General features: G+C 64.6%; 14 protein-coding genes and 1 pseudogene. 4 read left to right on the top strand and 11 right to left on the bottom strand.

The features are described 5' to 3' along the window. Positions 1 to 33: 33 nt before the first annotated feature. Both FQS62_RS19345 and FQS62_RS19350 read left to right on the top strand, forming a co-directional pair. Complete coding sequence (locus tag FQS62_RS19345; protein ID WP_049445068.1) at positions 34 to 1,380, top strand: sigma-54-dependent transcriptional regulator; 1,347 nt, start codon at positions 34 to 36, stop codon at positions 1,378 to 1,380. Beyond that, positions 1,377 to 2,729 carry a sensor histidine kinase gene (locus tag FQS62_RS19350; RefSeq protein ID WP_049445065.1) on the top strand — a complete coding sequence of 451 codons (1,353 nt, stop codon included), beginning with the start codon at positions 1,377 to 1,379 and terminating at the stop codon, positions 2,727 to 2,729. The genes FQS62_RS19345 and FQS62_RS19350 overlap by 4 nt, the downstream gene beginning before the upstream one ends. A gap of 55 nt (positions 2,730 to 2,784) precedes the next feature. On the opposite strand, the gene FQS62_RS19355 is transcribed toward FQS62_RS19350, so the two are convergent. Together FQS62_RS19355 and glmU are read right to left on the bottom strand one after the other, a co-directional pair. Further along, positions 2,785 to 3,318 carry a GNAT family N-acetyltransferase gene (locus FQS62_RS19355; protein ID WP_049445063.1) on the bottom strand — a complete coding sequence of 178 codons (534 nt, stop codon included), beginning with the start codon at positions 3,316 to 3,318 and terminating at the stop codon, positions 2,785 to 2,787. Continuing rightward, positions 3,287 to 4,653, bottom strand: a pseudogene (gene glmU, locus FQS62_RS19360) (bifunctional UDP-N-acetylglucosamine diphosphorylase/glucosamine-1-phosphate N-acetyltransferase GlmU). Before glmU ends, FQS62_RS19355 begins: the two are co-directional and overlap by 32 nt. A gap of 83 nt (positions 4,654 to 4,736) precedes the next feature. Here glmU and FQS62_RS19365 point away from each other — a divergent pair. Beyond that, positions 4,737 to 5,120, top strand: coding sequence for a GtrA family protein (locus tag FQS62_RS19365; protein WP_049445060.1), 384 nt, complete (start codon positions 4,737 to 4,739; stop codon positions 5,118 to 5,120). A 245-nt stretch (positions 5,121 to 5,365) separates the two neighbouring features. Here FQS62_RS19365 and FQS62_RS19370 read toward each other — a convergent pair whose 3' ends face one another. The 9 genes from FQS62_RS19370 to FQS62_RS19410 all read right to left on the bottom strand — a co-directional run bounded on the left by FQS62_RS19370 (position 5,366) and on the right by FQS62_RS19410 (position 12,582). After that, positions 5,366 to 5,788 carry a F0F1 ATP synthase subunit epsilon gene (locus FQS62_RS19370; RefSeq protein WP_005419509.1) on the bottom strand — a complete coding sequence of 141 codons (423 nt, stop codon included), beginning with the start codon at positions 5,786 to 5,788 and terminating at the stop codon, positions 5,366 to 5,368. Between the two features lie 113 nt (positions 5,789 to 5,901). Beyond that, positions 5,902 to 7,308, bottom strand: a complete 1,407-nt coding sequence (gene atpD, locus FQS62_RS19375) for a F0F1 ATP synthase subunit beta (RefSeq protein WP_010481327.1) — start codon at positions 7,306 to 7,308, stop codon at positions 5,902 to 5,904. A gap of 38 nt (positions 7,309 to 7,346) precedes the next feature. Then, positions 7,347 to 8,210 carry a F0F1 ATP synthase subunit gamma gene (gene atpG / locus FQS62_RS19380; RefSeq protein ID WP_049445058.1) on the bottom strand — a complete coding sequence of 288 codons (864 nt, stop codon included), beginning with the start codon at positions 8,208 to 8,210 and terminating at the stop codon, positions 7,347 to 7,349. A 97-nt stretch (positions 8,211 to 8,307) separates the two neighbouring features. Continuing rightward, positions 8,308 to 9,855 (bottom strand): F0F1 ATP synthase subunit alpha, encoded by a 1,548-nt coding sequence (gene atpA, locus FQS62_RS19385; protein WP_014038567.1) that lies wholly within the window; start codon positions 9,853 to 9,855, stop codon positions 8,308 to 8,310. A 44-nt stretch (positions 9,856 to 9,899) separates the two neighbouring features. Then, positions 9,900 to 10,427, bottom strand: a complete 528-nt coding sequence (locus tag FQS62_RS19390; RefSeq protein ID WP_049445057.1) for a F0F1 ATP synthase subunit delta — start codon at positions 10,425 to 10,427, stop codon at positions 9,900 to 9,902. 2 nt (positions 10,428 to 10,429) lie between these two features. Next, positions 10,430 to 10,900 (bottom strand): F0F1 ATP synthase subunit B, encoded by a 471-nt coding sequence (locus FQS62_RS19395; protein WP_005419512.1) that lies wholly within the window; start codon positions 10,898 to 10,900, stop codon positions 10,430 to 10,432. 106 nt (positions 10,901 to 11,006) lie between these two features. Further along, entirely contained in the window at positions 11,007 to 11,312 is a 306-nt protein-coding gene (atpE, locus tag FQS62_RS19400; protein ID WP_005411133.1) for a F0F1 ATP synthase subunit C, read from the bottom strand. Between the two features lie 73 nt (positions 11,313 to 11,385). Next, positions 11,386 to 12,186 (bottom strand): F0F1 ATP synthase subunit A, encoded by an 801-nt coding sequence (gene atpB, locus FQS62_RS19405; protein WP_057500511.1) that lies wholly within the window; start codon positions 12,184 to 12,186, stop codon positions 11,386 to 11,388. Positions 12,187 to 12,216: 30 nt separating this feature from the next. Next, positions 12,217 to 12,582 (bottom strand): hypothetical protein, encoded by a 366-nt coding sequence (locus FQS62_RS19410; RefSeq protein WP_006394654.1) that lies wholly within the window; start codon positions 12,580 to 12,582, stop codon positions 12,217 to 12,219. A 457-nt stretch (positions 12,583 to 13,039) separates the two neighbouring features. On the opposite strand from FQS62_RS19410, the gene FQS62_RS19415 reads away from it, so the two are divergent. Then, positions 13,040 to 13,858, top strand: a complete 819-nt coding sequence (locus FQS62_RS19415; protein WP_049445053.1) for a hypothetical protein — start codon at positions 13,040 to 13,042, stop codon at positions 13,856 to 13,858. The last annotated feature ends 269 nt before the right edge of the window (positions 13,859 to 14,127 follow it).

The raw sequence follows: 14,127 nt of genomic DNA on the forward strand, positions 1-14,127 counted from the left end.
GGCGCCGCCCATCCCTTTCTGCAGAACCATGTGATGCCTGCAATCCTGATCATCGACGACAACGCCAGTGTGGGCACCGCACTGGACGTGCTGTTCTCCCTGCACGACATCGACACCCTGCAGGCCCAGAGTCCGTCCGAAGGGCTGGCCCTGCTCGAGTCGCAGCCGGTCGACCTGGTGATCCAGGACATGAACTTCAGCGAAGACACCACCTCCGGTGAGGAAGGCGAGGCCCTGTTCGCGCAGATCCGCGCGCGCCATCCCGATCTGCCGGTGATCCTGCTGACGGCCTGGACCCACCTCAGCAGCGCGGTGGATCTGGTCAAGGCCGGCGCGGCCGACTACCTGGCCAAGCCGTGGGACGATCGCAAGCTGATGACCACGGTCAACAACCTGCTGGAACTGTCCGAGGCGCGCCGCGAACTGGACCGGCGCCGCAGCCGTGAACTACGCCAGCGCAACGCGCTGGAAGAGAAGTACAACCTGTGCGGCGCGGTTTTCGCCGACCCCGCCAGCGAGCGCGTGATCGCCCTGGCCTGCCAGGTCGCACGCTCGGAACTGCCGGTACTGATCACCGGCCCCAATGGTGCCGGCAAGGAAAAGATCGCGCAGATCATCCAGGCCAACTCGCTGGTGGCCAAGGGTCCGTTCATCACGGTCAACTGCGGTGCACTGCCGTCGGAGCTGATCGAAGCCGAACTGTTCGGTGCCGAGGCCGGTGCGTACACCGGCGCCAACAAGGCGCGCGAAGGCAAGTTCGAGGCCGCCGATGGTGGCACCCTGTTCCTGGATGAGATCGGCAACCTGTCGCTCGGCGGGCAGATGAAGCTGCTGCGCGTGTTGGAAACCGGCCGCTTTGAGCGCCTGGGTTCCAACCGCGAGCGCCAGGTCAAGGTGCGCGTGGTCAGCGCGACCAACGCTGACCTGCCGGCCATGATCCGCGACGGCACTTTCCGCGAAGACCTCTATTACCGCCTCAACACGGTGGAACTGGTGCTGCCGCCGCTGGCCGAACGTCCGGGTGACATCGTGCCGCTGGCCGAGCGCTTCCTGACCGCGGGCAAGCCCCTGTCCAGCGCCGCCACCGCGGCCCTGCAACGGCACTCCTGGCCGGGTAACGTGCGGGAGCTGCGCAACGTGATCCAGCGCGCCGAGCTGCTGGCCACCGGCAACCGCATCGAAGTGGCCGATCTCAACCTGCCGCGCGCAGCCGTCGCACCACGACCGGCACCCAGCGCAGGCAATGACCCTGACCGCGCACGCATCGAGGATGTGCTGGCGCGCAACCATGGCGTCATCGCCCAGGCTGCCGCCGAGCTCGGCCTGAGCCGTCAGGCGCTGTACCGGCGTATGGACCGCCACGGTATTCCACGCGAATGAAGCGGCGCTCCTTCACTTTCCGCCTGTTCCTGCGCCTGCTGCCGGTGCTGGCACTGGCTGCGGCACTGCCGTGGCTGCTGGCCTACTGGATGGACCATGGTTGGGTGGTGACCACGGTATCGGCGCTGATCCTGCTGTCACTGATGTGGTGGACCCTGCGTCGGGCTACCGCCCCGGTGCGGTCACTGATGCGGGCCCTGGCGGGCACCACCAGCAGCTATCGCGACGGCGAATACAACTTCGGCGTGCACTGGCCCGGCAATGACGAGCTCGGCGACCTGGTGCAGGCACACCGCGAACTGGGTGATGTACTGCGTGAGCAGCGGCAGGGCCTGGTGCAACGTGAGCTGCTGCTGGACACCATGGTGCAGAACACGCCGGTTGCGATGCTGTTGATCGCCTCCGGCGGTGATGGCATCGCCCGCGTGGTGTTCTCCAACCTGGCTGCGCGCAAGCTCCTGCACGGCGGCTGGAAGCTGGAAGGCCAGCGCCTGGAAGACGTGCTGGAACAGGTGCCGGTGGAACTGCGCGATGCCATCGCCCGGGGCGGTGACAGCCTGTTCGCGGTGCATGCGGAAGGCGAAGACGGCGATGAGGATGACGAGCAGGTCTACCACCTGTCGCGCCGCGCGTTCCAGCTCAATGGCCGCCCGCACGACCTGCTGCTGGTGCGCCTGCTGACCGCCGAACTGCGCCGCCAGGAAGTGCAGACCTGGAAGAAGGTGATCCGGGTGATCAGCCACGAGCTCAACAATTCGCTGGCACCGATCGCATCACTGGCGCATTCCGGTGGCGTGCTGGTGCAGCGCGAGCGCTTCGACAGGCTGCCGGAGATATTCACCACCATTGAAGACCGCGCGCGCCATCTGGAAGGCTTCATCCGCGGCTACGCACGCTTTGCCAAGCTGCCGCAGCCGCAGCTGCAGACCGTGCACTGGGCACCGTTCCTGTCCAGCCTGCGCCAGCAGATCCCGTTCACCATGGATCGCGAACCGGACGAGGAGCTGAGCAGCCGCATCGACATCGCGCAGTTCGGGCAGGCGTTGTTGAATCTTCTGAAGAACGCGCATGAAGCCTGCGCCGACGCTGATCCGCCCAACGATGACGTACAGGTGCACCTCACGCGGCTGCCGCAGTGGCTGCGCCTGGACGTACTTGACCGCGGCAAGGGCATGAACGAGCAGGTGCTGCAGAACGCACTGATGCCGTTCTATTCGACCAAGCGCAATGGAACTGGATTGGGTTTGGCGCTGACCCGCGAGATCGTGGAAGCGCACGGTGGGCGGGTGTCGTTGCAGAACCGCGGCGATGGCGGGTTGTGCGTGTCGATCCTGCTGCCGGTGGGTTGAGCCGGCCCAGCGAATGGATCCACCGATGCGTGGATGTGCCGACCAAGGTCGGCACCTACCAGACCTGCCGCATCGCCACGCGCAGATGCATTGGAAATCCCAGCGCGGCTTCTTCAGCCATCACCGCGCGCAGGCCATCGCTCCACTGCGCCTCGGGCACTACCTCGAACCCTTCGCTGGCATAGAAGGCCGCATTCCACGGCACGTCGGACAACGTGGTCAGCACAGCCGAGCGATAGCCTTCCGCCCGGGCCTGTTCCAATGCATGGCGCAACAACGTGCGCCCATGACCCTGCCGCGCGTGAGCAGGATCCACATCCATCTGCAGCACGTGGAACTCACCTGCCAGTTCGCCGGCAAGCAGATAGCCGGCGATGCCACCGTCAGCCGCATCCACCACCCACAACTGTCCACGCTGAAGGCCGTCCTGCAGCGTCGGCAGGTCCAGGCCGTGGCCGGCAAACACCGGGCAGGCTTCGTGGCCCTTCAGCAGCTCACCGGCACGCCGTTCGATCTCCGGCAGCACGCCGAGCTCGTCGGCGCACGGGAGACGGGGCTCAGGACTTCTTGACCGGGCGCTTCCAGCCATCGATGGTTTCCTGTCGTGCACGAGCCAGTGTCAACTTGCCGTCCGGTGCGGTTCGGGTGATGACCGAGCCGGCGGCGATGGTCGCACCCTCGCCGATCGTCAGCGGCGCAACCAGCGAACTGTTGGAGCCGATGAACGCGTTGTCGCCGATGGTGGTGGTCGACTTGTTCACACCGTCGTAGTTGCAGGTAATGGTGCCGGCACCGATGTTCACCTTGCTGCCGATCACGGCATCGCCGAGATAGGTCAGGTGATTGGCCTTGCTGCCCACGCCCAGCGTCACCTTCTTGGTTTCGACGAAGTTGCCGACATGCACGCCATCGGCGAGCACGGTACCCGGGCGCAGCCGCGCGAACGGGCCGATCTGCGCCGCACCTTCGGTGACCACACCTTCCAGATCGCAGTGCGCGCGCACTTCGGTGCCAGGACCAAGATTGACGTCCTTCAGGCGGTTGAACGGACCGACGGTCACGCCATCGCCCAGCACGACGTTGCCTTCCAGCACCACGTCGACGTCGATCAGCACGTCGCTGCCCACGGTGACAATGCCGCGGATGTCCAGCCGTGCCGGGTCGCGCACGCGCGCGCCTGTGCGCACAGCGCACGCACCGCCCGGCGCTGCCAGGCACGCTCCAGCTGCGACAGCTGCCACGGATCATTCGCTCCCTCGGCCTCCTGCGCATCGGCCACCAGCGCCATTTCGGCCGGAGTGTACTCATGCGCGGCAAACGCGAACACGTCGGTCAGGTAGTACTCGCCCTGTGCATTGCTGTTGGACAGCTGCGACAGCCAGCGCCGCAGCGCGGTCGACTCGGCGGCGATGATGCCGGTGTTGATCGTGCGCACGCGCAGCTGGTCGTCGGTGGCGTCCTTCTGCTCGACGATCGAACCCACCCTGCCCTCTGCATCGCGCAGTACGCGGCCGTAGCCGGTCGGGTCATCGACGTCGGCGACCAGCACCGCCAACCGTCCCGGCTGCGCCAGCAGGTCGCGCAGGGTCTGCGCGCGGATCAGCGGCACATCGCCGTACAGCACCAGTACCTGTGCGGCATCCGGCACCTGCGGCATCGCCTGGGCCACCGCATGGCCGGTACCCAGCTGCTGCGCCTGTTCAGCCCATTGCAGATCGGGCTGGTCAGCGAAGTACTGACGCACCACCTCGCCACCATGGCCGTAGACCACGTGGATAGCAGCCGGCTGCAGCTCGCGGGCCGTATCGATCACGTGCGCGAGCATCGGTTGGCCGGCAATCGGCTGCATCACCTTCGGCAGCACCGACTTCATGCGCTTGCCAGCGCCGGCGGCGAGGATGATGACGTGCAGGGCTTGGGTCATGGGAACGGCAGTCCGTGGTTCGTTGCCGATGATTCTAGAGTGTGGGCCGTTAACATGGGCATCTCTCTTCTTTCACCATGCCGATGAGCCTCGTCCGCCAGGGAAGCGCCTACCTCGTGATCGGGCTCGTGCAGCTGCTGGTCGATTGGCTGGTGTTCGTGGTCGCCACCGCGCTGGGCATGCCGGTAGCGCCGGCCAACATCGCCGGTCGCCTGGCCGGCATGCTGCTGGGCTTCTGGCTCAACGGCCGTTACACCTTTGCCGAGGCCGGCACCCGCAAGCTGGGATGGAAGCGCTTTGCACGCTTCTTCGGGCTGTGGCTGCTGCTGACCGCGGCGAGCACGCTGCTGGTCAGTCTGGTCGACCAGGCGCTGGGCCTGCAGTACACGTGGCTGGCCAAGCCGCTGGTGGAGGGCGGGCTGGCCTGCGTGTCGTTCCTGTTGATGCGCTACGTGGTGTATCGCTGAGACGGCACCAGGATCGGGATCGGGATCGGTAGAGTCGACTGTCAGTCGACTGCTCTTCCATCAGGCCGCGAAAACCCCGCGCTGCGCGCGTTAGTCGACTAACAGTCGACTCTACACAGTCGACTCTACACAGTCGACTCTACACAGTCGACTCGACCCCGTCGGCTCTACCCAATCGGGCCTGCCCCGCTCCAAACAAAAAACGCCGGCACGGGGCCGGCGTTCTCGTGGGTGCAGCGCGAACCTCAGTGCTTGAGGTTCTTGCGCAGGCGCTCCAGCGCCTGCAGCTGGACGACGGCTTCGGCCAGCTTCTGCTGGGCTTCGGCCACTTCCATCGCTTCGCCGCGGTTGGCCAGGATGCGCTCGGCTTCTTCCTTGGCCTTGCGGACCGAGGCTTCGTCGATGTCCTGCGCGCGGATCGCGGTGTCGGCCAGCACGGTCACCACCTGCGGCTGCACTTCCAGGATGCCGCCGGAAATGGCGAAATCCAGCTGCTCGCCGTTCGGCGTGGTCACCACCACCTTGCCCGGCTTCAGGCGGGTGATCAGCGGCGCGTGCTTGGGCGCGATGCCCAGTTCGCCCAGCTCACCGGTGGCCACGACCAGGGTCGCTTCGCCACGGAAGATTTCCTGCTCGGCGCTGACGATGTCGCAACGGATCGTGCTCATGCAAATCTCTTCGCTGTTCGCGGCGGCGCAATGCCACCGTGGGAGTCCACCGGCGCGGGCAGTTGCCCGGCACCGGCGTCAGGTCGGGCAGGATCGCTCCCGCCCGTCCCGGATCAGGCCTTCTCGGCCATCTTCTTGGCCTTCTCGACCGCTTCTTCGATGCCGCCGACCATGTAGAACGCCTGCTCCGGCAGGTGGTCGTACTCGCCATCGACGATGGCCTTGAAGCCACGGATGGTGTCCTTCAGCGGCACGTACTTGCCCGGCGAACCGGTGAACACTTCAGCCACGTGGAACGGCTGGCTGAAGAAGCGCTCGATCTTACGGGCGCGCGACACGGCCTGCTTGTCCTCTTCGGACAGCTCGTCCATGCCCAGGATCGCGATGATGTCCTTCAGTTCCTTGTACTTCTGCAGGGTCTGCTGGACGCGCTGGGCGGTGTCGTAGTGCTCGTGGCCGATGACCAGCGGGTCCATCTGGCGGCTGGTGGAGTCCAGCGGATCGACGGCCGGGTAGATACCCAGCGAGGCGATCGAACGCGACAGGGTGACGGTCGAGTCCAGGTGGGCGAAGGTGGTCGCCGGCGACGGGTCGGTCAGGTCGTCCGCGGGAACGTAGACGGCCTGGATCGAGGTGATCGAACCGTTCTTGGTCGAGGTGATGCGCTCCTGCAGGACGCCCATTTCCTCGGCCAGGGTCGGCTGGTAACCCACGGCGGACGGCATACGGCCCAGCAGTGCCGACACTTCGGTACCGGCCAGGGTGTAGCGGTAGATGTTGTCGACGAACAACAGGACGTCCTTACCCTTGCCGTTTTCGTCCTTCTCGTCGCGGAAGTACTCGGCCATGGTCAGGCCGGTCAGGGCGACGCGCAGACGGTTGCCCGGCGGCTCGTTCATCTGGCCGTACACCATCGCCACCTTGTCGAGGACGTTGGAGTCCTTCATTTCGTGGTAGAAGTCGTTGCCCTCACGGGTACGCTCACCCACGCCGGCGAACACGGACAGACCGCTGTGCGCCTTGGCGATGTTGTTGATCAGTTCCATCATGTTGACGGTCTTGCCGACGCCGGCGCCGCCGAACAGGCCGACCTTGCCGCCCTTGGCGAACGGGCACATCAGGTCGATGACCTTGATGCCGGTTTCCAGCAGCTCGGTGGCCGGGGACTGGTCTTCGTACGACGGGGCCGCACGGTGGATTTCCCAGCTGTCGCTGGCGGCCACCGGGCCGGCTTCGTCGATCGGACGGCCGAGCACGTCCATGATGCGGCCCAGGGTGCCAGCGCCGACCGGCACGGAGATGCCGCGGTTGGTGTTGGTGGCAACCAGGTTGCGCTTCAGGCCGTCGGTGGAACCGAGGGCGATGGTGCGCACCACGCCGTCGCCCAGCTGCTGCTGGACTTCGAGGGTGATTTCGGTGTTGTCGACCTTCAGTGCGTCGTACACCTTCGGCACCGACTCACGCGGGAATTCGACGTCGACGACCGCGCCGATGATCTGAACGATCTTGCCCTGACTCATTGCTGCATCCTCTAAATGTGTGCTTTGAACGAACGCGGTCAGACTGCTGCCGCGCCGCCGACGATTTCGGAGATTTCCTGGGTGATCGCTGCCTGGCGCGCCTTGTTGTAGACGAGCTGCAGTTCGCCGATCAGCTTGTTGGCGTTGTCGCTCGCCGCCTTCATCGCGACCATGCGTGCGGCATGCTCGGAGGCGACGTTTTCCAGCAGTGCCTGGTACACCAGCGACTCGATGTAACGCGTCATCACGTGCTCGAGCACGGTCGCGGCATCGGGTTCGTACAGGTAATCCCAGTCGTGGTGAGCGACCTGCTTCTCAGCCGGCGGCAGCGGCAGCAGCTGATCGAAGCTGGCCTTCTGCGTCATGGTGTTCACGAAGCGGTTGTAGACCAGGTACACGCGGTCGACCTTGCCTTCGGTGAAGGCGTCGAGCATGACCTTGATCACACCGATCAGCGATTCCAGCTTCGGCACGTCGCCGATGTGGGTCACGCTGCCGACCATGTTGACCTTCACGCGGCGGAAGAAGGTCGATGCCTTCTGGCCGATGGTCACCAGGTCCACTTCCGCACCCTTGTCCTGCCATGTCTTGGCTTCGCCCAGCATCCGGCGGAACAGGTTGTTGTTCAGGCCGCCGGCCAGGCCGCGATCGGAGGAGATCACGATGAAGCCGACCCGCTTGACCTGCTCACGCTCGACCAGGAACGGATGCTGGTAGTCGGTGCTGGCCTGGGCCAGGTGACCGATCACCTGCTTCATCGCCTGCGCGTACGGACGCGAGGTCTTCATCCGATCCTGCGCCTTGCGGATCTTGGAGGCCGAGACCATTTCCAGGGCGCGCGTCACCTTGCGGGTGTTCTGCACGCTCTTGATCTTGGTTTTGATTTCGCGTCCGCTTGCCATCTCTTGTTTCCCGTGGCGCGGGGCTGATGCCCCGCGTTGTTCAACCGTTTGTCATCTGGTCCAGCGGAGCCAGCGGCTCCGCTCTACAGGACCGCGATTACCAGCTGCCGGTGGTCTTGAACTCGGCGATGCCCTTCTTGAAGGCACCTTCGATGTCGTTGTCCCAACCGCCGGTGGCGTTGACCTTGCTGATCAGCTCGCCCTGGGTGTTGGCGAAGTGGGCGTGCAGGCCTTCTTCAAACGCCAGCAGCTTGTTGACCGGCACGTCGTCGAGGTAACCCTCGTTGACGGCGTAGATCGACAGCGCCTGGTTGGCGATCGACATCGGCGCGTACTGCTTCTGCTTCATCAGCTCGGTGACGCGCTGGCCGCGCTCCAGCTGCTTGCGGGTCGCTTCGTCCAGGTCCGAGGCGAACTGCGCGAACGCAGCCAGCTCGCGGTACTGGGCCAGCGAGATACGGATGCCGCCGGACAGCTTCTTGATGATCTTGGTCTGGGCCGAGCCACCGACGCGCGACACCGAGATACCGGCGTTGACGGCCGGGCGGATGCCGGCGTTGAAAAGGTCGGTTTCCAGGAAGATCTGGCCGTCGGTGATCGAGATCACGTTGGTCGGAACGAAGGCGGACACGTCGCCGGCCTGGGTTTCGATGATCGGCAGCGCGGTCAGCGAACCGGTCTTGCCGGTGACCTTGCCTTCGGTGAACTTCTCGACGTATTCCTCGGACACGCGGGCAGCGCGCTCGAGCAGACGGGAGTGCAGGTAGAACACGTCACCCGGGTAGGCTTCACGGCCCGGCGGGCGCTTCAGCAGCAGCGAGATCTGGCGGTAGGCAACGGCCTGCTTGGACAGATCGTCGTACACGATCAGCGCGTCTTCGCCGCGGTCCATGAAGTACTCACCCATGGTGCAGCCCGAGTAGGCGCTGATGTACTGCATGGCTGCCGATTCGGAAGCGGTCGCGGCCACCACGATGGTGTGGGCCAGCGCGCCGTTCTCTTCCAGCTTGCGCACGATGTTGGCGATGGTCGAAGCCTTCTGGCCGATCGCAACGTACACGCACTTGATGCCGGTGCCCTTCTGGTTGATCACCGCATCGATCGCCATCGCGGTCTTGCCGGTCTGGCGGTCACCGATGATCAGCTCGCGCTGGCCACGGCCGATCGGGATCATCGAGTCGACCGACTTGTAACCGGTCTGCACCGGCTGGTCGACCGACTTGCGCCAGATCACGCCCGGAGCAACGCGCTCCACCGGAGCGGTCAGGTCGGTACCCAGCGGGCCCTTGCCGTCGATCGGCTCGCCCAGTGCGTTCACGACGCGGCCCAGCAGTTCCGGACCGACCGGCACTTCCAGGATGCGGCCGGTGGTCTTGGCGACGTCGCCTTCGCGCAGGTTCTCGTAGTCACCCAGGACCACGGCGCCGACCGAGTCGCGCTCCAGGTTCAGGGCCAGGGCGAAGGTGTTGTTCGGCAGTTCGATCATTTCGCCCTGCATCACGTCGGCCAGACCGAAGATGCGCACGATGCCGTCGGACACGCTGGTCACGGTGCCTTCGTTGCGCGATTCCGCGGCCAGCTTGACCTTCTCGATGCGGTTCTTGATCAGTTCGCTGATTTCGGAGGGGTTGAGCGTGGTTGCCATCGTCAAGTCCTAGTGCCGGCAGCGGGGCCGGACGTTAAATGAATTCAGTTAGCGAGCGCGGTCTGCAGACGGGCCAGCTTGCCCTTCAGCGAACCATCGATGACCACGTCGCCGGCGTCGATCACGGCGCCGCCGATCAGCGAAGCATCGACCGCGGTGGTCACTTCGACCTCGCGGTTGAAGCGCTTGCGCAGCGCAACCTTGATCGCGTCCAGCTCTCCGGCCGACAACTCGGAAGCCGAGGTCACCGTGGCCTTGACCACGTGCTCGGCTTCGGCGCGCAGGGCGTCGAACATGCCGGAGATTTCCGGCAGCAGCGGCAGGCGATGCGATTCGGCCAGGATGGCCAGGAAGCGCGAGTAGGTCTCGCCGTGGGACACCGGCGCCAGCAGGGCGACGGCGTCGTCACGGCCCAGCTCCGGGTTGGCGAGCAGGGCCGCCACGCGCGGATCGGCGGCGACGTGGGCGGAGAACGCCAGGGCGTCCGACCACGGCGCGAACGCGCCTTCGTCGCGCGCGGTCGCGAACGCGGCGCGGGCGTACGGGCGGGCAAGCGTGAGGGCCTGGCTCATCCTTAGATCTCCGAGGCCAGCTCGTCGAGCAGCGCCTTGTGGGCGTTGGCGTCGATTTCGCGCTTGAGCAGCTTTTCGGCACCGGTCACGGCCAGCGCGGACACCTGCTTGCGCAGATCTTCACGGGCACGGTTGGCGGCGGCGTCGATTTCAGCCTGGGCCAGTTCCTTCTGACGGGTGGCTTCGGTGATCGCTTCGTTGCGTGCAGCATCGACGATCTGGTTGGCACGCGCGTGGGCCTGATCGATGATCTCGTTGGCCTTGGTGCGTGCTTCCTTCAACGCTTCGTTGACCTTCTCCTGCGCCTGGGCCAGATCTTTCTGGCTGCGGTCGGCAGCAGCGAGGCCTTCAGCAATCTTCTGCTGGCGCTCTTCGATCGCGTTCATCAGCGGCGGCCAGATCTTGGTCGCGATGATCCAGATCAGACCAGCGAAGGCGAGCGCCTGCGCAAGAAGGGTGAAATTGATATTCATGGTTAGCTCGATCGCTGGTTTCGGGGTGGACGTGCCGCCGAAGCGGCACATCCGGCCTTCATCCGAAACCGGGTGCATCAGCACCCGGTCGTCTCAAACCGCTGTATCAGCCGGCCAGAGCCTTGGTGACGGCGCCAGCAAAGGCAGCCGACAGCGGGTTGGCGAAGGCCAGCAGCAGGCCGACAGCGACCGAGATGATGAACGCGGCGTCGATCAGGCCAGCGGTGATGAACATGCGGACCTGCAGGACCGGGATCAGTTCCGGCTGGCGGGCGGCCGACTCCAGGAACTTACCAGCCATGATGGCCAGACCCAGACCGGCGCCCAGCGCGGCCAGGCCGATCATGATGCCGACGGCAAGGGCGGTGGAGCTCTGAATCTGCGCGAAGTTGGTCAGGACGGCGAAGTACATGGTTATCTCCAGGAACTTAAGTTGCTAAGGGTGATGAAACGGATGAAGGTTGAAACGCGTTGAAGCTTGAAACTCAGTGAGCGTCTTCCGACAGGCTCAGGTACACGATCGACAGCATCATGAAGATGAAGGCCTGCAGCGGGATCACCAGCAGGTGGAACAGCATCCAGCCGAGGCCGAACACACCACCGGCAATGGCACCGAAGAAACCGGCACCACCCAGCACCCAGATCAGCAGGAACACGATTTCGCCGCCGAACATGTTGCCGAACAGTCGCATCGCCAGCGAGATCGGCTTGCTCAGCCACTCGACGATGTTGAGGATCAGGTTGAACGGCATCATCCACTTGCCGAACGGCGCCGTCAGGAATTCCTTGATGAAGCCGCCCAGGCCCTTGGACTTGAGCGCGAAGAACAGCATCAGGAAGAACACGCTGATGGCCATGCCCAGGGTGGCATTGACGTCAGCGGTAGGCACCGGCTTCCAGTAGTGCACGCCTGCCCATTCCAGCGGCTTGGCGATGAAATCGGCCGGGATCATCTTCAGCAGATTCATCAACAGAATCCAGAAGAAGATGGTGATGGCGATCGGCGTGACCAGCTTGCTCTTGCCGTGGTAGGTGTCCTTGGCCTGGCGGTCAACGAACTCCAGGCAGATTTCCACGAAGGCCTGCCACTTGCCCGGCACACCGGCGGTGGCCTTGCGGGTGCCCAGCCAGAAGGCGACCACGATCACCAGGCCCATCAGGACCGCGGTGAGGAAGGTATCGACGTGGATATGCCAGAACATACCCTCTCCCTTGCCGACCGGAGCGGTCAGGTTCTGCAAGTGATGCTGGATGTAGCTGGTAGGGGTTAGAGCCTCGCCCGCCATGTGTCCGGAACCTTAGTTAATTGAATTCTGTCAACGCCTGGCCATGGCCAGGACCTGGAACATCAAGCCGACGGCGATACCGGCCAACAGCGCCAACGCAGGCAGCTTGAAGACCAGGAACCCCACCAGCAGGACGCCGAAAACCACGACCCACTTGGCCACGATCGCAATGATCAGGCGAGCCATCGCCGATCCTGCGGCCAGTGCCCCACCGCCCAGTGCCATCCGCGCCGCCACCCAGCCACCGGCCGAAATGGCCACACCGGACGCCAGCGCGCCGAGGGCATACTTCGGACCTACCAGCAGGAAGGCCAGGGCCAGGACAGCCACCGCGGCCAGCGGGTAGACCGCGGCGCGCAGCATCAGTCGCCGACCCGCATCAACGGAGTTCAGCACAGGACGTCCCGCGTGGTTGCAAGTGGAGGGCTGAGGCGGCTACAGCAGGGGGGCCTCATCGAGCCGCCAAATTATAGCAATGGGACAATTTGCGAGACAACCGCTCCCTGTTCATCCCTGGAAGCCGCAAGTTGCGGTAACGGTTACATTTTTGCGTACCACCCGGGGGACAATGACGTCCGCGTGATGCTGCACCGCAGTATTGAACTTTGGTCGCAGGCGCGGAACTTTCGACGAATGCGCCGGTCCGATCTTTCGACCTGCCTGCAGCAACCTCGTCGACGCTCCGCCCCGCAGGTCCCACGATGCCCCGAAGCCCGGCTCCGGGGCCATCTTTTTGCGTGGTCACGACAGCGCTGAACCGTGCACACTCCGTGGACCATACGTTCACGGATGGTGGACGGCGGCGTCCGGCACAGTGGTCTTCATTCTGATGAACCACTGCAAGGACTCTTCGATGCGCCCCGTACCCACCCTGCTCGCCCTTTCCCTGCTCGCTGCCGGCGCCTCGTTCGCCAATGCCGCCCACGCCGCCGAAGGCGACGACCGCTTTGCCATCCGTCTGGGTGCGATGAACATCGATTCGGACAACACCCTCCGCGGCAGCACCACTGTGGCCGGCCAGGACATCTCCCTGAACCAGGACTTCAAGCTGGGTGGCAAGGAATGGGAGCCGCGCATTGACGGCATGTTCCGCATCAGCAACCGTCAGCGCCTGCTGTTCAACTACTTCAAGTACGACAAGGACCGTCGCGAGACGCTCGACCAGGGCATTTCCTTCGGCGGTGAGAACGTGCCGGCCGGCAGCTTCGTGAAGGGCGAGCTGAAGTATCAGGTGGCAAGCCTGGTCTACGACTATTCGGTCGTCGATACCGACACCTTCGACCTGGGCCTGCAGATCGGTGGCGAGTACGCCAAGGTCAGCACCAAGGGCTATGCCGACCTGGGCACGGTGTACGAAGGCCAGTTCCTCAACGAGAAGGCCGATGGCGTGGCCCCTGTGGTGGGTGCGCGCATGACCTTCACTCCGTCCGAGCGCTGGATGATCACGCTGCAGGGCCAGTACCTGAACACGCGCTGGGGCAGCTTCGATGACTATAAGGGCGACCTGAGCCGCGCCAATGCCATCGTCGATTACCGCTTCACCAAGAACTTCGGTGTGTTCGCCGGCTACGACTGGTTCAAGCTGGACGTGGACAAGAAGGGCAGCGACGGTACTGTCGGCCTGAAGCAGGAATTCAAGGGCCCCGTGGCCGGTATCAGCTTCGTGTTCTGATCCCCCGCCCCTTCTCCACGGCACTCTCTCTCTCCTGGCGCGGCCTCCGGAACATCGGGGCCGCGTTTTTTTGTGGCATCGTCGAGCAGAGAAGCAGATTGGTCGAGCGCGGGGGGAGAGGGGCTTGCCTGCGAATGTCCCCCGGCGCCGGCCTACGGCCGACGCCTCCTCCTTTACTTCGCACACAAGCCCCTCTCCCCCCGCGTGTCAGGCATCCGGGCGGCTTTGGCACTAGCTCTGACTATCCGCAAGCCAAGCCGACTGCGAGC

Source organism: Stenotrophomonas sp. SBJS02, assembly GCF_020428325.2.
Lineage (GTDB): Bacteria > Pseudomonadota > Gammaproteobacteria > Xanthomonadales > Xanthomonadaceae > Stenotrophomonas > Stenotrophomonas africana.